Annotated in this window: 25 protein-coding genes and 1 pseudogene; 14 read left to right on the forward strand and 12 right to left on the reverse strand. The window is 41.5% G+C overall.

Going from position 1 to position 23,726, the window contains the following annotated elements; translation table 11 throughout:
• The first annotated feature begins 1 nt into the window (after position 1).
• The 5 genes from DQ356_RS06920 (at position 2) to DQ356_RS06940 (ending at position 3,671) form a co-directional block, all read left to right on the forward strand.
• Positions 2–358, forward strand: coding sequence for a hypothetical protein (locus DQ356_RS06920; protein WP_114303742.1), 357 nt, complete (start codon positions 2–4; stop codon positions 356–358).
• A 69-nt stretch (positions 359–427) separates the two neighbouring features.
• Entirely contained in the window at positions 428–1,681 is a 1,254-nt protein-coding gene (locus tag DQ356_RS06925) for an RHS repeat-associated core domain-containing protein (protein WP_114303743.1), read from the forward strand.
• The gene (locus tag DQ356_RS06930) at positions 1,663–2,226 is read left to right on the forward strand and encodes a hypothetical protein (RefSeq protein WP_114303744.1); all 564 of its coding nucleotides are present in this window, start codon (positions 1,663–1,665) and stop codon (positions 2,224–2,226) included. Before DQ356_RS06925 ends, DQ356_RS06930 begins: the two co-directional genes overlap by 19 nt.
• 60 nt (positions 2,227–2,286) lie before the next feature.
• Positions 2,287–3,264 (forward strand): RHS repeat-associated core domain-containing protein, encoded by a 978-nt coding sequence (locus DQ356_RS06935; protein WP_228420670.1) that lies wholly within the window; start codon positions 2,287–2,289, stop codon positions 3,262–3,264.
• Positions 3,261–3,671 (forward strand): hypothetical protein, encoded by a 411-nt coding sequence (locus DQ356_RS06940; protein WP_114303745.1) that lies wholly within the window; start codon positions 3,261–3,263, stop codon positions 3,669–3,671. Before DQ356_RS06935 ends, DQ356_RS06940 begins: the two co-directional genes overlap by 4 nt.
• Before the next feature lie 20 nt (positions 3,672–3,691).
• On the opposite strand, the gene DQ356_RS11175 is transcribed toward DQ356_RS06940, so the two are convergent.
• The 5 genes from DQ356_RS11175 to DQ356_RS06960 all read right to left on the reverse strand — a co-directional run bounded on the left by DQ356_RS11175 (position 3,692) and on the right by DQ356_RS06960 (position 8,021).
• Positions 3,692–3,877 (reverse strand): hypothetical protein, encoded by a 186-nt coding sequence (locus tag DQ356_RS11175; RefSeq protein WP_126723247.1) that lies wholly within the window; start codon positions 3,875–3,877, stop codon positions 3,692–3,694.
• Between the two features lie 303 nt (positions 3,878–4,180).
• Positions 4,181–4,666: an adenylyltransferase/cytidyltransferase family protein gene (locus DQ356_RS06945; RefSeq protein ID WP_114303796.1), complete on the reverse strand. Its 486-nt coding sequence runs from the start codon at positions 4,664–4,666 to the stop codon at positions 4,181–4,183.
• Positions 4,635–5,822, reverse strand: coding sequence for a glycoside hydrolase family protein (locus tag DQ356_RS06950; protein WP_185123774.1), 1,188 nt, complete (start codon positions 5,820–5,822; stop codon positions 4,635–4,637). Before DQ356_RS06950 ends, DQ356_RS06945 begins: the two co-directional genes overlap by 32 nt.
• A complete protein-coding gene (gene glf, locus DQ356_RS06955) occupies positions 5,803–6,942 on the reverse strand; it encodes a UDP-galactopyranose mutase (protein WP_228420672.1) in 1,140 nt (379 codons plus the stop codon). Before glf ends, DQ356_RS06950 begins: the two co-directional genes overlap by 20 nt.
• Positions 6,942–8,021, reverse strand: a complete 1,080-nt coding sequence (locus DQ356_RS06960; RefSeq protein WP_114303797.1) for a glycosyltransferase — start codon at positions 8,019–8,021, stop codon at positions 6,942–6,944. Before DQ356_RS06960 ends, glf begins: the two co-directional genes overlap by 1 nt.
• 688 nt (positions 8,022–8,709) lie before the next feature.
• Between DQ356_RS06960 and DQ356_RS06965 the strand changes: the two genes are divergently transcribed.
• The 5 genes from DQ356_RS06965 (at position 8,710) to DQ356_RS06985 (ending at position 12,802) form a co-directional block, all read left to right on the forward strand.
• On the forward strand, positions 8,710–9,303 hold the full coding sequence (locus tag DQ356_RS06965; protein ID WP_114303747.1) for a Crp/Fnr family transcriptional regulator: 594 nt from the start codon (positions 8,710–8,712) through the stop codon (positions 9,301–9,303).
• A gap of 95 nt (positions 9,304–9,398) precedes the next feature.
• Positions 9,399–11,135: a cbb3-type cytochrome c oxidase subunit I gene (locus tag DQ356_RS06970; RefSeq protein ID WP_114303748.1), complete on the forward strand. Its 1,737-nt coding sequence runs from the start codon at positions 9,399–9,401 to the stop codon at positions 11,133–11,135.
• Positions 11,135–12,127, forward strand: coding sequence for a cbb3-type cytochrome c oxidase subunit II (locus DQ356_RS06975; RefSeq protein ID WP_114303749.1), 993 nt, complete (start codon positions 11,135–11,137; stop codon positions 12,125–12,127). The genes DQ356_RS06970 and DQ356_RS06975 overlap by 1 nt, the downstream gene beginning before the upstream one ends.
• A gap of 1 nt (position 12,128) precedes the next feature.
• Positions 12,129–12,389 carry a hypothetical protein gene (locus tag DQ356_RS06980; protein WP_114303750.1) on the forward strand — a complete coding sequence of 87 codons (261 nt, stop codon included), beginning with the start codon at positions 12,129–12,131 and terminating at the stop codon, positions 12,387–12,389.
• A gap of 11 nt (positions 12,390–12,400) precedes the next feature.
• Positions 12,401–12,802 carry a cytochrome C gene (locus tag DQ356_RS06985; protein ID WP_114303751.1) on the forward strand — a complete coding sequence of 134 codons (402 nt, stop codon included), beginning with the start codon at positions 12,401–12,403 and terminating at the stop codon, positions 12,800–12,802.
• A gap of 136 nt (positions 12,803–12,938) precedes the next feature.
• Here the strand turns inward: DQ356_RS06985 and DQ356_RS06990 are convergent, their stop codons facing one another.
• Positions 12,939–13,736 (reverse strand): tetratricopeptide repeat protein, encoded by a 798-nt coding sequence (locus tag DQ356_RS06990; RefSeq protein ID WP_114303752.1) that lies wholly within the window; start codon positions 13,734–13,736, stop codon positions 12,939–12,941.
• 326 nt (positions 13,737–14,062) lie between these two features.
• Positions 14,063–14,617, reverse strand: a pseudogene (locus tag DQ356_RS06995) (type I restriction-modification enzyme R subunit C-terminal domain-containing protein); the annotation flags it as partial.
• A 798-nt stretch (positions 14,618–15,415) separates the two neighbouring features.
• On the opposite strand from DQ356_RS06995, the gene DQ356_RS07000 reads away from it, so the two are divergent.
• The gene (locus tag DQ356_RS07000; RefSeq protein WP_114303754.1) at positions 15,416–18,085 is read left to right on the forward strand and encodes a cation-translocating P-type ATPase; all 2,670 of its coding nucleotides are present in this window, start codon (positions 15,416–15,418) and stop codon (positions 18,083–18,085) included.
• Between the two features lie 13 nt (positions 18,086–18,098).
• On the opposite strand, the gene DQ356_RS07005 is transcribed toward DQ356_RS07000, so the two are convergent.
• Positions 18,099–19,073, reverse strand: a complete 975-nt coding sequence (locus tag DQ356_RS07005; RefSeq protein WP_114303755.1) for an SDR family oxidoreductase — start codon at positions 19,071–19,073, stop codon at positions 18,099–18,101.
• 183 nt (positions 19,074–19,256) lie between these two features.
• Here DQ356_RS07005 and DQ356_RS11225 point away from each other — a divergent pair, with 183 nt between their 5' ends.
• Positions 19,257–19,409, forward strand: a complete 153-nt coding sequence (locus DQ356_RS11225) for a hypothetical protein (protein WP_166413071.1) — start codon at positions 19,257–19,259, stop codon at positions 19,407–19,409.
• A 71-nt stretch (positions 19,410–19,480) separates the two neighbouring features.
• Here DQ356_RS11225 and DQ356_RS07010 read toward each other — a convergent pair whose 3' ends face one another.
• The 3 genes from DQ356_RS07010 to DQ356_RS07020 form a co-directional block, all read right to left on the reverse strand.
• A complete protein-coding gene (locus DQ356_RS07010) occupies positions 19,481–21,034 on the reverse strand; it encodes a M20/M25/M40 family metallo-hydrolase (protein WP_114303756.1) in 1,554 nt (517 codons plus the stop codon).
• Between the two features lie 102 nt (positions 21,035–21,136).
• Positions 21,137–21,556, reverse strand: a complete 420-nt coding sequence (locus tag DQ356_RS07015; protein ID WP_114303757.1) for an SH3 domain-containing protein — start codon at positions 21,554–21,556, stop codon at positions 21,137–21,139.
• Positions 21,557–21,562: 6 nt separating this feature from the next.
• Positions 21,563–22,042, reverse strand: a complete 480-nt coding sequence (locus DQ356_RS07020) for a BON domain-containing protein (RefSeq protein ID WP_114303758.1) — start codon at positions 22,040–22,042, stop codon at positions 21,563–21,565.
• 216 nt (positions 22,043–22,258) lie between these two features.
• Between DQ356_RS07020 and DQ356_RS07025 the strand changes: the two genes are divergently transcribed.
• Together DQ356_RS07025 and DQ356_RS07030 are read left to right on the forward strand one after the other, a co-directional pair.
• Positions 22,259–22,486, forward strand: coding sequence for a DUF2007 domain-containing protein (locus tag DQ356_RS07025; RefSeq protein WP_114303759.1), 228 nt, complete (start codon positions 22,259–22,261; stop codon positions 22,484–22,486).
• Positions 22,487–22,581: 95 nt separating this feature from the next.
• Positions 22,582–23,085: a GNAT family N-acetyltransferase gene (locus DQ356_RS07030; protein ID WP_228420674.1), complete on the forward strand. Its 504-nt coding sequence runs from the start codon at positions 22,582–22,584 to the stop codon at positions 23,083–23,085.
• Positions 23,086–23,107: 22 nt separating this feature from the next.
• Here the strand turns inward: DQ356_RS07030 and DQ356_RS07035 are convergent, their stop codons facing one another.
• On the reverse strand, positions 23,108–23,692 hold the full coding sequence (locus DQ356_RS07035; RefSeq protein WP_114303761.1) for a DUF2911 domain-containing protein: 585 nt from the start codon (positions 23,690–23,692) through the stop codon (positions 23,108–23,110).
• Between the last annotated feature and the right edge of the window lie 34 nt (positions 23,693–23,726).

A 23,726-nucleotide genomic window follows, 5' to 3' on the forward strand; every position in this document is an offset into this window, starting at 1 on the left:
TATGAAAAATATAATAATACTTGTTTTTTTGTTTGTGTTTTTTCAATCCTGTATTGATTGTAAAAGAGATACTGATACGGCATATAATGAAGAATGTAATTTAGTTGTAGAGATATCACCGACAGAATATCCATATTTATTTAAAGCCAAAGGCTATGATCCTATTACAAAAGAAGTGAAAATTTGCCATAATGATAGTAGATGGTGGAGCTTATATAAAAAAGAGATTGAAGAGGGAGATACTATTGTTAAAAAGAAAGGGGATTTAGTGTTTTATATCCATAAGAAAGACACTGTCATAGCACACGAATGGGTGTGCTATGACGGCAAGGGAAAGCATACCTATACCAATAAATAATTTAATTGTGTTCAACGGAATGACATAAAACTGAAGAAAAACTTCCTTTCCACCGGACCTGAGGGTCAAATGTATTCTTCTTCTACAGAATACCTGGATGGATTTCATTACGCTTCCTCGGTAGGAGATGATGAATTATGGCAAATGTTTCAGGATGCCGGTGGCAATGCTTACGAAATGGAAGCCTTTATCGCCTTCACCATCGAAACCAATTTCGTAGATGTCTTGAAATTCTTTCCCACCGCAGAAGGCTTTTATGATTTTGAAAATAATGAATATATTTACCAGTATAAAGACCACCTCGGAAACGTGAGATTAAGCTATAAAGATGAAGGAAACCAAAACCCAATTGTAACTGACTCCAACGATTATTATCCCTTCGGGATGAGCTTTGTAAGGAATGAAGATGAGGAAGCTAAGTTTGGAGTGGGAAGTTATTATAACTACAAGTACAATGGTAAGGAACTGCAAGAAACCGGGATGTATGATTATGGCGCGAGGTTTTATATGCCGGATGCTGTAATTTGGGGACAACATGATCCACTTGCAGAAGTTTCCAGAAGATTTTCGCCCTATGCTTATGCGTTTAATAATCCTATTCGTTATATTGATCCTGATGGAAGAACGGGGCAGGATTGGATATTAAGAAATGGAACCTGGAAATATGACGAAAATATTACGTCTGTAACACAAGCTCAGAATACTCCCGGTGTTAGCGGTTTTGCTGCCAATGGCACATTAGTCCAATATAGTGATGGTGGATATGCAAGATTGAATGAAGGGGGAAATGTTGATTGGCTTCCAAACAGTTCCACACAAGATAAGATCACAAATTCTTTAGCCATGTTAGGACAGACGATAGGGGGAAATTCTGCAACCACCTGGCCGGAAGAGACCTTTCTTCAGATAACGAATTATGGAGGATTAGCGAGAACTGACTTTGATGCAAGCACCCATGACAAGAAATTTGCTAATGATAAGATTATCCCTATTGATTGGGGAAGTTTCGTAGCACCACAAAGCCTTCCAGGAGGAAATAGTTTTGGGGAGAGGTTCTCTGCTCTGGCTGAAGGAATAAAAAATATTTTGGGTGTAGCCGAATCTCTAAACCAAATACAGTCCAAAGATACTGTTGTTAGTGTACAAGTTCCTGTAGGGGTAAAGTTTCAAGATGGTAAACCCGTAGTTAGAGATTCCACGATGAATTTTGGAACTCCTTTAAGACATCCAAGTATGTATCGTGGATCTAAAGGTAATGGTTATGACATGTTCAATGATGATATTAAAAGACAAATGGATAGCGTATGGAATTCAAGAAAATAAATACAAAAACAAGTATCTTCGTTCTACTATTACTAACGGTTTCCTGTGCAAAGAGTGATAGAATAGATATTGAATATCAGGATAAATATAAGATAGAAAAAGTCTACAAAAATAATCGGTTGATCTCCTCTAAAACATTTGAGGATGAGAAGCTAATTTGGCATGCAGAATACAAAAATGGAAAATTACAAAAAGGTATCGAATACTATCCAGACCAAACAGTAAAAACAGTTTCTGAGTTGATTAAGAGTCCTAATCATTTTTATAACGTTTTATATCGGAAAAATGGCAAAATAAAAAGTAAAGGCGAGTCGGATTTTTTTATGAAAGACAAAACTTTTTTGAAAAGAGGCGGAACTATTTATTATACTGAAGATGGGAAAATATCTGAGATAATGGTTTTTGAACATAACGATAAAAAGGAGTTTTTAATACGGCACACTATTCTTGACACCATAACAGATACGATCATTGTCGATAAAGTATATGATCCACCAATGACAGTCGAAGAATATAATGCCAATTATTTTATTAGTATAAACTGACAAAAGAGTGTAATCGATTCAGATAATCCGTGAGACAAAAACCATTTAGGAAAAGTGAGATTGAGCTATAAAAATGAAGGAAACCAAAACCAAATAGTAACCGATAGTAATGACTATTATCCCTTCGGGATGAGTTTTGTGAGAAACTCTGAGGAAGATGCTCATTTTGGAACTGGAAGTTATTTTAATTATAAATACAACGGAAAAGAATTACAGGAGACTGGGATGTATGATTATGGTGCGAGGTTTTATATGCCGGATATTGGAAGGTGGGGAGTCATAGACGAACTTGCGGAAACTTCGAGAAGATGGTCACCTTATACTTATGCTTACAACAATCCTATAAGATTTATTGATCCTGATGGGCGTGAAAATTTAGACATCCACATTCTAGGATCACTTGCCAGAGATGCATTCGATCAATTGCAAGCCAACAGTCAGCTAAATATGACAATGGATAGTAATGGTAAACTTAACACAACTAATTTAAGCACTTCCGATTATAATAAATTATCTTCTACTGATCAGGTGTTATACAATGGGATAAAAAACACCAATATTGATTCAAGAATTTATGCCGAGAATGATAATATTACACCAACAGGAGGTCTAATTCCAGGTGGAGCTTTCGGTGGAGCGTCTTACGATAGTTCGAGCGGTAAGGTTATCAGTAATCAATATACTAATCCGTCAGTGTTGGGAGAAGCGGAAAGTTTTTCGGGAACTCCGAAAGGTACGGGAATAACCCATGAGGTAGTGGAAAATGTTTTGATAGCTTCAAAATCATTGGAAACGAAAAGCTCAGTACCCATTCACACCAGATCTAGCCCGAGTTCGATATATCAGGAAGCGCATGATACTACAGCTGCTATGATGCCTCAAGACAAAATTGTTATTTTGACACGTCCTAATAATGAATTACAAGGAACAAAGGTTAGGTGGTTTCATGAGGGATATACTGGGAAATTATTAAATGGTAAACTTATCACAAAGCCATTATTTAAAGTTTATTATGACAATCCAAAGCTAAAAAAATGAAAAATTATTTATATCTATTATTTATATTAATATTTTTTACTAACTGTTTTTCTCAACAAAAAACAATAAGTAGTAAGCCATTTATAATCAATAGAAAAATTATTGGTGTTTATGAAACAAAAAGGGTATATGTTTTAATTACTGATAATGATGATATTATAGAAGTTTTTAAAGATCCGTTTGGTTCAAAGACTTTATGCAAGACAATTGTATTAAATAAAAAATACCGATTTAAGGTTGAACCTGTAAGTGATCTCGTACAAGGAGGAATAGAATCTCCAAGAAAATATCTTTATAATGATAGCATCTTTGTGGACTACAACAATTACTATGTGATAAGAAACTTCCAAAAGTATTGTTACGATAAAAAATCTGTACCACCATTAAAAGGAAACTTGGATTTTTAATGTGATAAACAGGAATTCTTTTATGGCAAATGTTTCAGGATGCCGGTGACAATGCCTACGAAATGGAAGCTTTTATCGCCTTCACCACCGAAACCAATTTCGCGGATGTATTGAAGTTCTTTCCCACCACAGAAGGCTTTTAAGATTTTGAAAATAATGAATATATTTACCAGTACAAACCGACGAAGGAGGTTCGCCGATTCCATTAAAAATAATAAAAAACAGAGAGGCAAAGATCACCTTGACAAGCGAGAACAAAGTGCAACTTTGGGCGAAGATTGGGAGCGAAGCTCGGTGAGATTAAGCTAAGATGAGGAAGCTAAGTTGGGCGTAGGCAGTTTTTACAATTACAAATACCAAGAGCAGGAACTACAAGAGACCGGTTTTTATCCAGTTAAGTGGCGAAACTATATGCCGGAATAGTGGCTATTGGATTTGCTTTATTTAAAATAAAAAACGGTCTCAATCATTGTTTTGAGACGGTTTCACATGATTTTAGATCCTTTATTTTACGTGATTTTGCCATTCTGGGAAAATTCTACGGAGGCCATTTCGGACTGTCCGTTTCGGGCAACTTGTTTTGCTTTCTCTTTTTTATAAACTTCAGTCCGCAATAAGGTGCTGGAAAACCGGTGATGTCTTTTATTAAAGTAAAGGGTAATTCCTTTTTCCTCACAGAAATTCCTTCCCGTAAAATTTTTGTCTTTGTATTCGTCCCCCAGAATACGGACGTCTATCGGATACAATCTCAGAATATCTTCCAGATCTTTCTCGGTAGTGTAGGGAATAATTTCATCTACGTACTGGCAGCCTTTCAGCTGAATATAGCGTTCTACCACGGTTTGCACCGGTTGGTTTTTTTCCGGCCGGTCAATTGTGGGATCGGTTTGAAGGCCTACAATAAGATAGTCGCACTGCGATTTCGCTTCGGCTAACATTCTGATGTGTCCGGCATGCAGCAAATCAAAGCAGCTGAATGTGATGCCGGTTTTTATTTTTCTCGATTCCATAATGTTCTTTTTTTAAGTTGAAAAGGTGAGGGTGTTGTTTCATGAATGCAGTTTCTTTTTGGAGAAATGCAATAGATTCCTGATGGGGTATTCTGTTTCCGTGGCGGTCCAGATCATAAATTCCGCACTGGCTGTAAATGCTAAGATCATCCCAATCGGGACGATCGGTCACGGGGTAAATACAAATGCCCTGAAAATCGATTCCGTTTTCCAGAACAATTCGGCATTGCTCAGTAATTTCTTCCAGCCAACGAACTCTTCCTTCTCCGAAGTTGCCGGTTTCTGAAAGAAAAATGGGTTTTCCGTAACGGTGATAAGCTGCAGCAAGAAGATCACTCAATGGAATGCGTTCGTTGTTTTCATCGGGCCAGCAAAGGCTATCGGCAGTTCCGCGCCACTGGCAGTTCCAGTAATAATTGAAGCCGAGTATTTCCAGAAAACTTTCATCACCACCAAGTTCAGGGCACATTCGTCCTCCGATAATGTCCATCGCTTCAAACTGATATTCGTTTTTTCTAAAAAGTTCTTCTTCAGATTCGCCGGCGCTGTGAATTTTGATTAAGGGTTCTACCAGTACAATTTTGCAGTCAGGGATTTCTTCCTTCATGGCTTTAATTCCCCGAATGACGGCTTTGCACAGGTGATATTTCATGTCCCAGCCGCTGTTCACGGCAAAAGGTACCGTTCCCCGGTTATCTCCCGAAAGCCAGGAAAGAAAACTAATTTCATTTACAGGGACAACAAACAAGGGATCAGAACTGTTTTCAAGATAAAACTTTGTGAAAGCACGGCACAGGTTTTCAAAACGGTCTGTAAAATGGGGATGAGTAGGGTACAGCCCGTCCGGATAGCCAAAGTGAATCAAATCCCATATCTGCTGAATTCCATGTTTTTGTGCAGCTTTTATCCTGTTCCCGATTTCTGAAAAATCATAAATTCCGGGATATTGTTCCACAGCACTCCAGCAAATTCCTTCCCGTACAGTCAGGACTCCCAAATTTTTTAGCAGAATATAATCTTCTTCAGCACGAAGGTCATGTTGGGTTTCTTTCAGGAGGTTGACACGCTGGCCATGCCGGTTGATATGATCGGCACACTCAAATCCTCCCATAAAATAACTGTTAAATAAAGGCTTTCTCATGTGGTTTTAGATTTGATGCTTCAATGCTGTTAAACAGGTCGAGCGCATTTCTGAACGCTTGGTCCATATTGAAATACTTATAATTAGCCAGTCTTCCTACGAAGTACACATTCTGAAGCTGGTCGGCTTTTTCTTTGTATTTCTCGTAGATCTGCTGATTTCTTTCGTTGGGAACCGGATAGTAGGGTTCGCCGGTATCTACGGTATATTCTTTCACAATACTGGTTTTTGCAGATTTCTGATTCCCGAAATGTTTATATTCGATAATTCTGGTATAGTCAACCTCTTGTCCGGGATAATTGACAACCGAATTTTCCTGAAAATATTCCTGATCCAGATGTTCGGTAACAAAATTAATGGATCGATATTCGAGCTTTTCCATCATCTCATCTTTAAATTCAAAAAAGCGGTCAATGGGTCCCGTGTAGAACAGTTTTTCAAATCCTTCACACTGGTCTTTTACATCGAAATAATCCGTATTGAGCATCACCGTAATATTCGGATGATTCAGCATATTTTCGAAAATTTTCGTGTATCCCCCTTTTGGAAGCGCCTGATGAGTATCCGAAAAATAACGCCCGTCATGGTTGAATCTCACCGGAATTCTTTCCAATACTGAAGCATTCAGTTCTTCCGGATATTTGTCCCATTGCTTCTTGGTGTAATGTTTGAACATTTTTTCATACAATACAGGACCGACACGGTTCAATACCGCTTCTTCGCCATTTTTGGGTACATCAAAAGGAATACGGTTTTTGTCCAGCCAGGCTTTCATTTCTTCCTCAGTCGTAATGTTTTCACCAAAGAGAATATTGACGGTATTGATGTTCACGGGAATAGGAACGGTTTTATCGTCTACACGGGCAATCACTTCATGTTCCCACGGATACCATTCTGCAAAACGCTGTACGTATTCCCAAACGCCGTCGTCGTTGGTATGAAACAAATGAGCGCCATACTTGGAAACCAAAATGCCGTTTTCGTCGTATTCATCGTAGCAGTTACCTGCGATATGTCCTCTTTTTTCCAGAACTAAAACTTTTTTCCCGATGGATGCATATCGTTCTGCGAGGGTTGCACCGGAAATTCCGGCACCAATAATGAGTATGTCTGCGTTCATTATACCAGTATTTTTTCGATGATGGTACTCATTTTCTCAGCCGTTGTATCCCAGGAAGTTTTTTCCAGAATTTCATTATATCTTTTTTGGAACCGGGTGTTCGGATTCTGAACGGCGTTATGGAAATCTTCTGCAGTGTCCACCAGCATAATGCAATCGCTGTAATCTCTAACCACGTCTTTTATTTTTGTTGAAATAATAGGCTTGGAGGCCGACATGTATTCTAAGGTTTTGGTTGGGCTGATGTATTTCGTGGCATCATTCAAAGCGAACGGCATCATGGCGATATCGAAATAATTCAGATAGGCAGGAAGTTCTTCATAAGATTTCATGCCGAGATAATAAATGTTTTTTTCCTTCGGAAGGTCTGCGTCGCTGATTTTGCAAAGCGGTCCTACCATAACGAAAGAAACATCAGGAGTCATTTTCGCAGTTTTCTGAAGAAGATCTAAATCAATTCGCTCGTCAATAACGCCATAATATCCCACAATAGGAGTTGGGATATGACGCATGTCTTTAGGTTTTTCTACATCTGTTTTGGAGAAATGATCCATATCTACAGAACTCGGGAAGCAAAATACATTATGGTGCTTTTGGGATTTTGATTCGTAGAGCGATTTTCCTCCTGTAAACACTGCATCAGCCGCCTGTAACAGTTGGTTTTCCTGTTCTATTAATTTTTTCGGAGCACCCCGGAATAAGGACAGCTCATCCATACAGTCATAAACAATAGTTTCAAAATCAAGATGTTCCAAAACAGAAACGAAGGCCGGCGAATAGAACCAGCCGATTTCAAAAGATTTGGAGTGGAGTCTTTTTTGGAGATAAGGCCCAATATCTTCAATGTCGTTCACAGGTGGCTGACAAACATGGAGGTTTGCATTGATTTCTTTGATTTCAAAAGGGCCTTTTCCATTGAGTTTTGTTTGCACAGGTTCCTCAACAACCAAGATTTTGTGGTTTTTGGCAAGCCTTGAAATAAGGTGTTGCGGTCGCTGATAAACGAAATCCCAGCGAAGATGACAAAAGACAATCATGTCATATTCCTCCCCGGAATAGTACTTTACTGTAGTTTCCATAATATTGATATTTAATGTTTGTTTTGAAATGAGATAATTGGGGCGATCCCGAACTTTATGTAATGCACATGAAAGTTCCATTGTGCAGCATCAAAGATAACGCCATCATAACATAAAGTGAGTAAATAAGAAATATATATGATAAATGTGTAACGTTATTTTTAATTCACGTCATTATATGCTAAAAGAATAATTTATTTATTCAAATAAGATAAAGGTATATCAGGGATTTAAAGCTTGTTTTTGAGCTTATAAGTGTTTTAAATTAAGTTCCGCTCATATTACAAGAAATTATAACTGTAAAGGTAAATCGGATTAAAAAGTCATATAGTTTCGGGAATGGCGGCATCGGAATGAACAGTATCATGTACAATGGCACCATGTTGTTCATTTCTGACAGATTACTTTTTGCCATTTTTTTATTTTAATTTAGTCTGATGCTAAGGGTACACGATTTTTGTAAACCAAATTCAGCCTACACAAGTCAACAGATTCTTCTTGCTACAACAAGATCATGTGTCTTGCGATGGTGTTCAGATAGTAGATGTAAATATTTTCAGAATAGAAAGAGATGATGAATAATTTTACAAACAATCTACAATTAACAGTAAATAAAAAGTTTATATAAATCTCCCGTGTAAGCAAAAAAACACGTCCCGGTTTCCAAAACTATTCCTTATCTTTCAGCATGATTTCTGAAGAACTCTTACGAAAACACGGTGCCCTGGTACATCGCTATGAGCCACAGGATTTCATATATGAAGAAAATCAGGAGGTAGAATACTATTTCCAAATAATTTCCGGTAAAGTGAAACTGAATAACTTCGAGGGTGAGGGCAAAGAGTTTATTCAGCATATTTTAGAAGAAGGGCAGTGTTTTGGAGAAGCCCTGTTGTTTCTAAACAGAAAATATCCGTCCAATGCTATCGCCCTCTGCGACTGCGAAATTCTGGAACTTCCGAAAGCAAAATTCTTCTCTTTACTGGAAGAGCATCCGCAATATTCTCTTGAAATAAACCGCAATCTCGCACAACGGCTTTATTATAAAATGCTGATGTCACAGAACATCTTCTCAAAAGATCCCCATGTTCGTCTTACGGTACTCATGGATTATTTTAAACAAATACATAGTACAAGTTTATCAGATCCGTATTGTATTCCTTTAACGCGGCAGCAGATGGCCAACCTTACTGGCCTAAGGGTCGAAACCGTCATCCGGACGGTTAAACTGATGGAAAAAAAAGGAGAACTTCAGATCAAAGATCATAAAATCTACTATTGAGGCCAGACGCTTTATGATTGAGGTCATAAGGACCCATTTTTAATCACGATAATTTTAGGGTTTGGAATGAGACTGATCTCTCCTCAAAGTACATCATGGATAAACTTTTCAATGAGCCCGGACTGCAGCTCACCATCATACTTCTTGCTATACCGATTATTTTCGCCATCATTCTTATGCTGATTCGGGTCAACCGGATGATTAAAGATGTGATGAGAAAAATCGAATTAAAATCAGTGAATGAAAAAATTGCCGGGATGCAGCCTGAGGAAATTTCCGCACTGGAGACCCGCCGGCAGGAACTGGAGTTTCAGCTTTCAGGGAACGAACTTTCTCCCGAAACCCGCGTAAAAGACCCGAAAGGGATTATTGCTAAAACAGCGGATGTTACCGATATCCGGTTTCTCCATACCAAGAGGAAATCAGCAGGTGGAAAAATAGAAATTCCAACGGAAGAAAAGCAACTCATTCTCTGGTATCTGGCTTGTGCCATCTTCTGGCTTTTTGTAGGAACTTCCGTGGGTTTTTACCTTGGGATAAAATTCGTTGCTCCGGATGCCGATCACATCAGCTGGCTCAGCTTCGGCAGACTCAGGCCGGTGCATACCAATATGGTGTTTTGGGGTTGGTCATCGATGGCGATGGTGGGTTTTTCCTATTATGTTGTTCCTCGGGTAGGAAACACCCGTATTTTCAGTGTCAGAACAGGATACACCACCTTAGCACTGATGAACGCTGCAGTATTAATTGGCAGTATCTTCCTGATGTCTGGAATTAACAACAGTGGCGGAGAATACCGCGAATACATCTGGCCGGTCATGTCCCTTTTTGCTGTAGGCATTATTATCACCGTTTACAATCTTTTGAAAACCATAGCTGCCCGGAAAACAGAAGAAATTTATGTATCCAATTGGTACATCGTAGCAGCCATGATGTTTGTAATTACCATTCTCGTGGTAGCCTACCTTCCTTTCTGGCAACAGGGGCTGGGAGAGACGATTGTCCAAGGGTATTTCATGCACCAGGGTGTTGGCATGTGGTTCATGTTTCTGAACCTCGGATTGATGTATTATTTTCTCCCTCAGGAACTCAACAGTCCCGTATATTCTTACAGCCTGAGCATTTTGGCATTCTGGACCCAGATTCTTTTCTATACCCTTATCGGAACGCATCATTTTATCTTCAGTGCCATTCCCTGGTGGATGCAGACGGTCGCCATCGTAGCAAGTGTCGGAATGGTTATTCCCGTAGCGGCCGGAAGTGTGAATTTCATGATGACCATTCGCGGATCATGGCACCGCCTGAAGCTCAGTTATGTGCTTCCGTTTTATGTAGTGTCTATTATTTTTTATTTCACCGGATCCATGCAGGGAACAGTGGAAGCCTTCCGCACCACCAATCTGTTGTGGCACTTCACCGATTTTACGGTGGCACATTCGCATTTAACCATGTATGGCATCATCACTTTTATGCTGTTTTCATTTACCTATACCCTGATTCCGAGGCTCACTTCCTTACAACCGCCAAGTTTGACGGTAGGGCTGCATTTCTGGATGGCTTTAATCGGAGTGCTGCTCTATACCATTTCCCTGATGATTGGAAGCACCGAAAAAGGAATGCTCTGGATGGCGAAAAAACCATTTATTGAAAGCGTGGTCCTCATGGTTCCGTATTGGTTGTGGAGGGCCATTGGCGGTACCATGATGTGGATATCCCATATCATTTTCGCCTACAATTTTTACCGCATGATAAAACCCCGGAAAGAAATCTTAGTGCCTCAGACGCCGGCTGAAATTCTGCAGAGCATCAAATTAAAACCTTCAGATAAATAATGAATTTTTACAACAACCATACAAAACTTTTCTCTTCGGCACTGGCCTTTTTTCTGGTGCTCACCCTGATTATATGTATTTTGCCTGCGTTGAATAATGAGAAGATAAACAAGCCGCTGCCCGGAAGCAAGGCACTCACGGAAAGTGAATATAACGGAAGGGCAGTGTACATCCGCGAGGGCTGCGTGGCTTGCCATACCCAGCAGGTGCGCAATGTGGATATGGATCAGGTTTTCGGAAACCGCCCAAGCCTGGCCGTGGATTACGCACGGAACAAAAGACTGAACATTTGGCAGAATACCGCCACCCTGATGGGAACGGAAAGAACCGGCCCCGACCTCATCAGCATCGGAACACGGCAGCCAAGTAAAGAATGGCAGTATACCCATCTGTACAACCCGAGGGCCGTAGTCCCGGAATCTATCATGCCCTCCTATAAATGGCTTTTTATCGTGAAAGACCAGCTGGGTCCGGGAGATGTGGAGGTAAATATTCCTGAGCAGTTCAGATCCGGGATAAAAGGCAAGATTGTCCCGTCAAAAGATGCGGAAGATCTGGTGGCCTATTTGTTGAGCCTTCAGCAGGCGGAACTTCCGAAAAGTATTGTGCCGAGGGAGTTTCTGTATAAAGCAAAAGAAAAACCAGCTGCAGCCGGCGGTGGAGGAAGCAACTTGCCGGACGGCGGTACACTGTACACCGCCAACTGTGCCAGCTGTCATCAGGCAAGTGGGGAAGGACTTGCCGGTGCTTTTCCGCCCCTAAAAGGAAGCCCAATAGTCGTAGGAGAGGATCTGGAACTGTTTGTAACGATCATTATGAAAGGTTACGACCCGCGGCCTGAATATGCCGCCATGCCGGCCGTGGGAACCAATGCATCACTGACGCCTGAACAGGTCGCAGCACTCATCAACCACGAAAGAAGCAGTTGGGGAAACAGCGCAGAGCCCGTGACAGCTGAACAAGTAAAAGCCATTATGGATAAAATTAAATAAAATGAAAAAAATATTGTGGACTTTATTGTTTTTCCTCGGCGGATCTGTCTGGTACGCAGCTTGTGAAGCGTGCAAACTGCAGCAACCCAAGATAACGCAGGAACTGACTCACGGAACCGGCCCTAATTCCGGCTGGGACTGGCTGATCGTTGCCCTCATTGCCGCCATTACCCTCTATACGCTTTTTTATGCACTGAAATACCTGATCAGGCCGGGTGAGAAAAACAAAGAGCATATTAAAAATGAAGTGCTGGAATTTTAAAAATTAAAAAGATGCCGGAAAACAATGCCATGGTGTATCTGTATATAGACGACGGGACTCACCCGGTAGCGGCGCTGAATACCCCTGTGGTCTTCAACCTCGATACCACGAAACTAACCGACGGAGTACACACCCTGAAAATCGTCAGCCAGTTCGATCAGAAAGAAGGCCTGAAAATCATTCCATTCACGGTACGAAACGGGCCCATTATCCATATCGAAGGCCTTAGCGAAAACGAAACCGTGAGCGGCACTTTGCCTTTGATGCTGAATGCGTACGATACCGGAAGAAAGCAGAGTTTCATCATCAAGGGAAGCGAGAACCCGAGAACCATTCCCGTCTGGGTGTGGCTCATTGCGCTTGTTTTCGTGGCGTGGGCCGCTTTCTATCTCGTGACTAATTTTAGCCTTTAGTGCAGGGGGTGTCGAGTCTAAATGACTTCTCAGGTGTTTTACAGATGAGGTATCTTGATAGTTATCATAGGTATTTGTTGAAATGATGGCCGTTTTGTCTAGTCAAAATCATGTGAGTCAAGATCATTCTGCAGATTTATTTCTTTTCAAACTTACTTCGGATATATTCAGTAAGCTCATCTTTATTTTTCACTTTGTTATAAAGCTTTCGGGCAAGCTTCAGCATTTTTTCATCGTTATTCATGGTTCCTACTTCATATAAACTTAGTGCATAGTTTCCGTTATAATGGTCAGTTTTGGCAAGCTTATTTTTCACTTTTTCATAATATAGTAATGATTCCGCGTGTTGGCCATTTAAGGTTAGGAGAATGGCTTTCAATAATTGCGTGTCGGCATTGGGTTCCTTATACTTTTCTTCTGCTATATGAATGTTTTCCAGACCATACTCTACGTCTCCAATAATGGTTGAAGTTAAAGCGACACCATAGAACCCTTCCGGACTCCTTGGAAAGTATTTTTTTATTTCCTCATATTTTCTACGTGCGACCTTATCTGCACCCACGAGCATACTTATGGACGCTAAATTTTGTTTATATTCTAAAGATTTATTCTGAGCCAGGCTGTCTGCTATATAATACATTACTACCGCTTCTTTGTTCATATTGCTTTTTCTGAAAACGTATCCGGCCCAGTAATAAGCATCACAGAATGCAGAATCTATTGTAATCATTTCTGTCATAATTTCTGCAGCTGAACCGAGATAAAGATTTTTTTGAATCAATTCAATTCCAAGCGGGAAAATGTCTCTTGCTCTTTGGGTATCCGGAAAAGTACAGGTAGTGCTTTTAAAATCGAAGTTTTTTGTAAGTTCGGATTGAGCATTTAAATGCGTTAGTAAGCCCAATAAAAGAAAAAATAAAACTTTTATTTTCATAGAGGTAGGTTTATCATTCAGTAGAGTGGTTCAGAGCCTGTAAGGTAAAGGTTGAAAAGCATCTGATCAAATATACTTAAAACCTTCATTCAGAGAAAAAAAAATATTAAAATCCTTTAGAACTCCATTAGGCCGTTGAAAAGGAATCCACTATCAAAAACCGGTTTGATGATTGGTTCCAAAATCTTTTAGTGTCATGATTTTTGCAATATTTTTATTCCTTCTGAGAGCAATACTGTTTCGCAAGCTTTATAACACACAATACAAATAGATGAATTTCATCATAAAAATAAGGTAACTTACATACAGTAAACTACCAAGGATATTTATACATACAAATACTTCTGATAATCAATAAAAGTATTTCTTATCGTTTTCACGTCACCGAGTTTATACTTGGCATCCGGAATAGAGTTGTATTTCAGCTGAATGAAGGCACTGATCTTTTCATCATCTAGTTCTTCCACACCGTTACGGATGTATTGCGAAAGCACGAATTCCAGAAACTCTCTGTAATTGGCATCCATACTGTCAAACTGAAGCCGTGCTTTCTCAGCACGTTCCACACGCTCAAGAATTTTGCTACCGTAGGCAACATAAGAAAGTACATCGAAGATGTCACTGTTTTCTGCATTAAGAATCTTTTGAAATTCAATGAGCTGATCTTTGGTAAAGCCTTTTTCTGATAGTTTTTCCAGAAGTTTTTTACGCGTTGCCGGAACGCTCCACTGTTCTTTAAGATCGGCTTCGCTGGTGAAAAAGGAAGGCAGTTCGCCGTACAGTTGTTTCAGGAATTCTGAAGCGGTAATTGGGGTGCCGTCTGCTGACCAAAAAGAGGTTGTTGTCATTGACTGTAGCTGACGGACTTTACCGTCTGCCAGAATATGAAATCAAAGAAATGTAATCGGATATTTCCTTCAAGATCCTCTAATATATTTGGTGTAGTTCGTCATAACATCCTTTTTTTAGGACGGGTCAAAAAACTATTTCCAACCCTCTTTCTTCGAATACTGTTCGGGTCTCCTTCGGGTCGTGTTCGGTAAAATGGGGGTTTTACCGAAGGTCTACCGAACACGACCCGAAGACCATCCGAACAAACAGCAAAAAAAAACGGAGTTAGAAGTAAAAAACTGCGGAAGAATCCCAACAATTTCAAAATTTTAAGAGGGTAAGCAAGCGTTCAAAATATTAATTATTGCAAAAGCACAGAATAAATTTGCTGATTATCTGTCTTTTCGTATCTTTGGAAATCACCGCTGCAAGACGGCCTTATTTTAAGCTGTTTTTGTACTTTATGGCTGATTCGTTATATTGTATTCTTCAGAAATCCCAGCAATAAAGGCTCCCCGAACGTTCCACCATAGTTCCACCATAGTTGTACCGTAGTTCCGGCGTAGCTCCCGGTACCCTCCCGGTACTCTCCCGCCTATCTAAGGCTACCCTACAGTATATACGGTGTATTCATTTGACTTTTACATTAAACACTGAATCATTGCGTGAAATTATCTTTCTGCTTTTCCCTTTTCCCGTTTCTCTACTTTAAAATCTGAAAATCCGTGAAATCTGTGAGAACTCAATCCGTCATCGTTACACCATCTTTACGTGAAATTATCTTTCTGCTTTTTCTCTTCGCTTTTCCCTGAAATTAGCTAAATTTGAAATCACAGCAAACATACCGTATGAACTGGCACACCCAAAAGATTCAGGAAATCACGCAACAGTTAAAAACAAATCCCGAAAAAGGCTTGCCGGAAAATGAAGCCCTTTCACGGCTGAAACAGTACGGCCTTAATCAATTGGAACAGAAGGCCGGAAAATCGCTGCTCCGGATGTTTGCAGAACAACTGAATAACGCACTGATTTATGTTCTTTTTGCAGCTGTTATCGTAACGGTAATGCTGCAGGAATATATTGATGCAGTCATTATTTTTGTCGTAATTGCCGTGAATGCAGTGCTGGGAGTGTATCAGGAAAAGAAAGCCGGCAAAGCCCTTGAATCCTTGCAACAACTGACTTTCCCTAAAAGTACTGTAAAACGCGATGGTAAAATAACAGAAATTGATGCCTCCGAACTGGTGCCCGGAGATCTGGTAATGCTTCAGGCTGGTCAGCTGATTACCGCCGATCTGAGACTTACCGAAAGCAAAAGTCTTCAGGTGGAAGAATCTGCACTCACCGGAGAGTCGGTTCCGGTAGATAAAGACGCTTCTGAAATGGTCAACGGTTCTGAAATGCCGATAGGCGACCGCATCAATATGGCTTTTATGAACACCACCGTTACCCATGGCCGGGGAGAAGGAGTTGTCGTAGCCACCGGAATGCAGACAGAAATAGGAAAGATCGCCAACCTTATCGGAGACCACCTTCAGAACAAAACACCTTTGGAACTTAAAATGGCGCAGTTGGGCAGGTTGCTGAGCTGGGCAGCGGGAGGAATTTGTGTATTTATTATTCTGCTGTCGCTGCTTCAGGGAAGAGATCTGGCTGAGATGTTTCTTACTGCGGTGTCTCTGGCTGTAGCATCCATTCCGGAAGGGCTTGTGGCCATCGTGGCGGTCGTTCTTTCAATGGGTGTTAGCAGAATGTCGAAGAATAATGCCATTGTGAAAAAACTTCCTGCAGTAGAAACTCTGGGTTCGGTGAACATGATCTGTACCGATAAAACCGGAACGCTCACCCAGAACAAAATGACCGTAACACAGGTAGTAACTTCAGAAGGCGCAGTGGAAATAATCCGCGGACAGGAGAATAAAGCTATTGAAACAGTACAGCTCTTAGCGAAGGGAATGGTGTTAGCGTCTGATGCGACCTTGGACGGAGACCAAAGTACCGGCGATCCTACAGAAATAGCTTTGCTGATGTTGGCCGATGATCTCATGTTGGACAGAAAGCAGCTCCGGAAAGAGTTTCAGAGGGTCAGCGAGCTTCCTTTTGATTCAATCCGGAAAATGATGTCGGTACTGGTGAAAAATAAAGAGCAGTATTTTGTTTTTACAAAGGGAGCCTTGGGAAGTCTACTGAAAATATCGACTCATTTTTTATCGGAGGAACAGCCAGTTCCTATGACCGATGAACATCGGGATTTTATCAAAAGTCAGGCAGACGGACTGTCAGATCAGGCTTTAAGAACTTTGGCATTGGGTTACAAAGTTTCAAACTCCGAAATACCCGCAGAGGAAATGGAAAAGGATCTCATTTTCATCGGCCTGACCGGAATGCTGGATCCTCCGAGGGAAGAAGCCAGACCGTCTATTGAAAAAGCAAGAAAGGCGGGAATCACCACCATCATGATTACCGGAGATCATAAAAATACGGCGTTTGCCATTGGGGCAGAACTGGGCATTGCTTCAGACCGAAAGGAAGTGCTCAGCGGAACTGAACTGGACAAAATTCCGGAAGATAAATGGCAGGAAATTTTAGAGAAGTACCGGATCTTCGCCCGGGTTTCCCCAGAACATAAAGTTAAGATTGTCAATGCACTGAAAAAAGGAGGCAATATCGTGTCCATGACAGGTGACGGAGTGAACGATGCGCCATCTCTTCAGGCTGCAGATATCGGTATCGCCATGGGAATTACGGGGACGGATGTGGCCAAAGGTGCTGCGGATATTATCCTGACCGATGATAATTTTTCTACCATTGTAAAAGCAGTGGAACAGGGTAGAAATATCTATTCCAATATTAAAAAGGCTGTTATTTTCCTACTGACCTGTAATCTGGGCGAAGTGGTAGCCATGATCGGATGTCTGCTTCTGGGTTGGCCCGCTCCTTTGCTGGCCACGCAATTGCTGTGGATCAATCTGGTAACCGATTCCTTGCCGGCCATTGCGCTGGGTATGGATCCCGACGATCCGGAAGTGATGAAGGAAAAACCCCGGGCTACCAATGAAGGCTTCTTTTCCCATGGTGCAGCAGGGCAAATTATCTCCGGAGGCTTGCTGATTGGTGCGCTGACAGGTTTCGCGTATTGGTTTGGATTTTACGAATATGGATTTCAGCCCTGGAATGATGAGGTTCCCGAAACGGCATTACAAAATGCCCGGACTCTGGCTTTTATGGTCTTGATATGTGCGCAGCTTTTCTATTCATTAGCGGTAAGAAGCCAGACAAGATCGGTGTTTCAGGTGGGGTTGTTCACCAACCGTCGTCTTGCGGGAGCTATTGTTCTGGGTGTCCTGTTGCAGATTGCCGTGATTTACATCCCGGTAATGCGCGAAGCTTTTCGCCTGAAAATACCCGACGGCAATGGATGGTTTATGATCATTCTTCTGGGAACTGTTCCGCTGATCGCCAGTGAAATTCTTAAAATTATAAAGAGACTTCGGTTAAGGAATCCTTCCTGGTCATGAAACAAAAGAAAAGTTATTTCCCTTTGCTGTTATTGAATAACAGCAGCGCTAGTCCTGTAAAAAGTCCTGCCAACATCAGTTTTTTTGTATTTCGGGACGGAACCGGTAACATGGTTTCTCCATAAATGCGGTGTGGTTCAGCGGACGGAACCATAATATTTCCGTTGGTTTCCGGAGTTTTATCTTTGTCCATCATCATCCGTACACCTGCTGAAGCCGTATTGATAATCGTTCTGGGAAACAGGCTGTACAGGTTTTTGAAAACAACTGCAGACCAGTCAGTGAACATTGACTTTCTGGGCGATTCAGCCATCTTTACCATTGAAGCAGCCAGTTCGCGCGGATCGAAAGAAAGCGGTGGAATCTTGGTTGAAAATCCTGAATATTTGGCAGAATGCATATTCCCTGTAGATCTTTGAATGCCCGGATAGAGCGCACAGATATGAATATTGGGATAATCAGAAACCTCTCCTTGTAAGCCTTCTACCATACCGCGTGTGCCGTACTTGGAAGCAGCGTACGCTGTGCCATAAGGAGCAGGCATCCATCCGCCAATTGAGATATTATTAATGAGAATTCCTTCGTTCTGTTTTTTAAAATAGGGAAGTACTGCGTGCGCACCGTAGAGATATCCCAATAAATTGGTTTTGATTATCTGTTCTATCGCAGTGGTGGGCATATCTTCCAGACGCCCGGTCGCCATTACGCCCGCATTATTGATCCAGATGTCAATACGTCCATTAAACTGAAGTGCCTGTTCTGCCAGCTGCTGTACCTGTTCAGGAACGGAAACGTCGGTAAGTACTGCAATGGCAGGAACTTCAAGATCGTGACAAAGACGAAGCGTTTCATCCAAACCTTCTTTTCCTCTTGCGGCCAATACCATATTGCAGCCTCTTCTTGCAAATGCTTCAGCTGCAGCGCGTCCTATACCGCTCGAAGCTCCCGTAATGACCACTGTTTTTCCTTTTAATGATATATTTCCCATCTTTATTTAGATTTTCAGAACATAAAAATAGAGAAATAAGTGATGTCGTGGGAATCGCTCTTTAATACTTATAAAAAGTAGGTAAAATTGTATAATCTCATCCCTTCTGATTCTTTAATATTTTCGTGAAATTTTATAAAACGTGCGGGAGGAAATAATCTTAAGTTTACAAAAAATATAGATATGTCCGATTTAAAAAATACTCCGCCCAAAGGTGTTATCATTGCCGTCTCGGTTATTATTCTGTTGGTGCTTTTCTATTTTGTAATGGAGGCCATGTTTCCTCAGTTATTTCAAAATCTAAGTACCGGTGATGCCATGCCTGTTCAGGAATAATGTATTCATATATATTGATTGAAACAGCCGTTTTTCCAAAGAAAAACGGCTGTTCTTTTATGTGTTGACTTTTATTCAAATCCGCCTTTTCGGGTCGGTTCTTTTGGTTCCGGCCACTGCGCCGGTTGTTGTGTTCTTGGATCAATCGGTAATTTTATTCTTTCTGTGGATGCCTTTTCAGGATCTTCGCTGGCCATATACGTGAGAATCGCAATCAGTGCTACATTGCTTTTAACATCATCAAAAACAATTTTATCATACGTATCCCTGTTGGTATGCCATGTGTAATTTCCATAAGACCAGCTAAGTGAGCCCAGCATAAAAGCGGGTACTCCGGCAGCGACAAACGACGCATGGTCGCTGCCTCCACTGCCCGGATAGCCGGGGAAAGTTGTTTTTATTTCTTTGGTGATTTCTCTCGGAACTGCGTTCAGCCATCTTCCCAGATAATCATAGGCGTGCAGAAAACCCTGCCCGCTGATATTCTGCACCCTTCCGGTTCCGTTATCCTGATTAAATACAGCCTGAATATGCGGCATTTTGTTCCGGTGGGCAGAAACATATGCGCGGCTTCCGTTGAGGCCCTGTTCTTCACTGCCCCAAAGTCCGACCACAATGGTTCTTTTGGGAGAAGGATAATATTTCTTTAAAATCCGGGCCACTTCCATCATGGTGATCACACCGGTAGCATTGTCTGTAGCACCGGTGCCGCCGTCCCAGGAATCCAGATGGGCAGAAAGGATAATGTATTCTTCAGGTTTTTCCGTACCTTTTATTTCCGCGACCGTATTGAAGGTGGCAACAGTTCCGTGATCCTTGGACTGCGCGTTGATTCTAAGTTTGGGTACAGTGCCGTGCTGCAGCATCCGGTACAGTTGACCGTAATCTTCCAGAGAAACATCCACGACGGGAATCTTTTTGGTTCCGGCACTGAAAATCTTATTCACCCCGAATCCGCGGCTCCAGTTGCTCCAGATAATTCCCGCAGCTCCGGCTTCCTCAAAAGGTTTGTTTAGTGAACGCCACGTGTGTCCGATGTTTTCCATCGAACGGTTCCAGGCGGAGGTAGCTTCTGTAGTGGCGGCTTTATACCGCTCAAAAGATTCAGCAGTGGCAAATTCTTTCCAGTTGTATTCCGGTCTTCCGCTGGGTTGGTATTGGGAAACCATCACGAATTTCCCTTTCACCTTTGGAAGCCATGCTTCGAACTCTGCTTTGCTTTGGAAAAGAGGCAACGCAATCACTTCTGCGGTAATTCCTTTCGCCGGAGTTTTGGGGCTAAAGGCCAATTGTGTTCCCTCCAGAGATTTTATATAAGGAGCCACCATTTCAATGCTGGAAGTTCCTCTTTCCCATGATTTCCATTCGCCCCATTGCTCGTTGGACGCTGCAATTCCCCAGTTCTGAAAACGCTGCACCGCCCAGTCGTGAGCCTGTTGCATTTTCGGGCTTCCAACAAGCCTCGGCCCGATGCCGTCGATCAGTTCATAAGCAAGCTGTTCAAGTTGGGAATTCTGATAGGTTTCATTCATAATATGGTCGATCATCGGGTCTTTCTGCTGCGCACAGAGAGGAGTGACTGAAACCGCCACGGTTAACAAAGCAATTTTTGTAAAGTATCTCATTTTTTAATTTTAAGCGATGAAGATAATAAAAAAATGGTTCCAAATAAAAACCCTTCTGACATAAGATTCAGAAGGGTTTTGGGTAAAGTACGGGCTATTTTATTACACCCGCAAATATCTTGCATAGGCATAGCCTTCTTTGCCGTCGGAAGTTCTTACTTTCCACCAGTCATCAGAAGATTGCTCTATTAAGGTAACGGTGTCTCCTTTCGCTGCTTTCCCGATGACGTCAGCGTCGGTAGACGGGAGGTTCCGCAGATTCAGGTTGGATTGTTCTGTAGCGACCGTCAGAGCTGTTCCCGAAGTAAGCCCGGAGATCTTTATATTAAGATTCACATCAGATGCGGAATAGGTTGAATCAATAGCTCCCAACGCATTCCACACAGCGTCTTTTTCAGCTGTAGAAGAAGCATTTCCGGAAATATACAAAATACCGTCCTGTTCCTGTACTTGAAGTCCGGTAATTCCGGATGACTGCGCTGCAGAAATAACTCCTGCATATTTTTGCTGTAATGTACTCATAGTAAATTATTTTACGTTGTAATTATAGTTTACATTGCCTACCTGTAAAGCATCTACAGATTCTTTAATTCTTCTTGCCTGTGCAGTAGAAACATCTCCTGTAATCGTGAGTTCATTATTGATTACTTCAACTTTTACCGAAGGGAAATCCTTGATGGCATCTGCCACTTTCTGCTGAACTGCCGGATCTACCGGAGAAACGGTTTCCACAGCCACCACTTCACGGATCGTCGTCATGTCATGTACATCTTTTATTCCCGGGATGGCTTTCAGTTGTGCGATGGTGGCATCTCTGGAAGCTTCATCTTCAAAAGTACCGCTCAGGTGTGCTGTTCCGTCTTTTATTTCTACTGATGCTTCAGGATTGGAAGAAACGATAGTCGTAGCAGAAGTCTGCAGTTCTGCGTCGTTGGTTTTGTTTTTACATGAGGTGTTCCCGGCCAGAACGGCCAGCGCAATGAACATTGTTGCCAAAGTCTTTTTCATATGTTTAGATTTTAATGTGATCAAAAATAACAATAAAATTAGTGCCAAAATGGTAAATTCACTGGATTTCCTTAGGTTTTCACACCCTTTAGCGCAAGAAACTATTTGTGATATCAATTAAATAAACTTCTTTTATTAAATTTTTGTTAAATATTATAGAGGTTACTTGTGTTTTTCAAATATTTACTATATTAGTGGTCAGAAGAAACAGAATTTATGGAAAGGACGACAAAAGTATCAGTATTTGAGAGCGATGTACAGCAGGAGATTCAGCGGATCAAATCCAAGCTGGATGAAAAAGGAATAGAAAACTCCGTAGAAAACAATTATATGACATTTACCACGACTCCTACTGCAACTACATTAAAAGTAATGGTGGATCTGAAAGACGAACCGGCAGCTTTTGAAATTATCGATACCTGGCTTCAGGAGAATGAACAATAATCATCATCAAATCCAATCATTATATTTTAAATTTTACTGTTTGAGCCGGAACGATGATTTCCGGCTTTTTTGTAACGGTATTCTACCTCAAAAACATGATTACATTAAGAAAAGCAACGCCCGAAGATGCTCCTAAAATATGGAGGATTTTACAGCAGGCCATCCTGAAAAGAAAGGAGGAAGGTTCCGATCAGTGGCAGGATGGATATCCCAATCCCGAAACGGTGCGCTCCGATATCGAAAAAGAGTATGGATATGTACTGGAAACTGACGGTGATATGGCGGTATATAGCGCTGTGATCTTAAATAATGAACCCGCGTATGAAGATATTGAAGGAGCATGGCTTTCTGAAGGCGATTTCATCGTGCTTCACCGGATTGCTGCTGCTGCCAAATACGCCGGATGCGGTTTTACCACAGAGTTGCTGAGAAGGGTAGAAGTGCTCGCTAAGGATCAGAATATTTACAGCATCCGTGCCGATACCAATTTTGATAATCCTGCTATGCTGGCGGTCTTCAGGAAAATGGGTTACACGCACTGCGGCGAAGTGCAGATTCGAGGCGCGGCAAGACTGGCTTTTGAGAAGCTGTTGAAATAAAAGTGAGCCGAAGCCCACTCTGTTATTTTTCTCTTTCGATGGTTCGTATTTCCCGAAGTTTCTCTGTAATGCGGCTGGTTTTATCCATTTGATCAGCCTTGATAGGAACGGTTGTTCTTGTATTTTCCCAACTCAGGATCATTTCCATCGAATGATCATCCACAGGTTTAAGGTCTATTTCAAACCACTCCTGTTTTTCTGCAGATTTTTGAACAGATGCGGTTATTTCTGCAACATTCAGTTTTTCATCATACACCGTACCCCAGTTCTGGCTGTCTTTATTCAGGATAATTTTCCATTCTTTTTCCGAAGGGAGGATAAAAAGTCCGTAGGTTCCTGCAGGAATAGATTTGCCCCCAAAAAGTACCGCTTGTCCGAAAGTGATTTTGGTTGAAGAATTGGCTCCGGCTCTCCATACTTTACCGTAAGGCACCAGATCTCCAAAGATGGTTCTTCCTTTCACACCGGGCCTGCCGTAATCGACTGTAATTTTAGAAACGGAGAATTGCTGTTCAATTTTTTGTCTCGGACTGGCGGCCGGCAGTGTATATTGCGCACTCATCGAAACGGAAAAAGCTAAAAAAATAGCGATCGGAAATACCTTCATTGTAAAAATTTTGATAAAGATAATAAAATGCCCG

The organism is Chryseobacterium lacus (assembly GCF_003336205.1).
GTDB lineage: Bacteria > Bacteroidota > Bacteroidia > Flavobacteriales > Weeksellaceae > Chryseobacterium_A > Chryseobacterium_A lacus.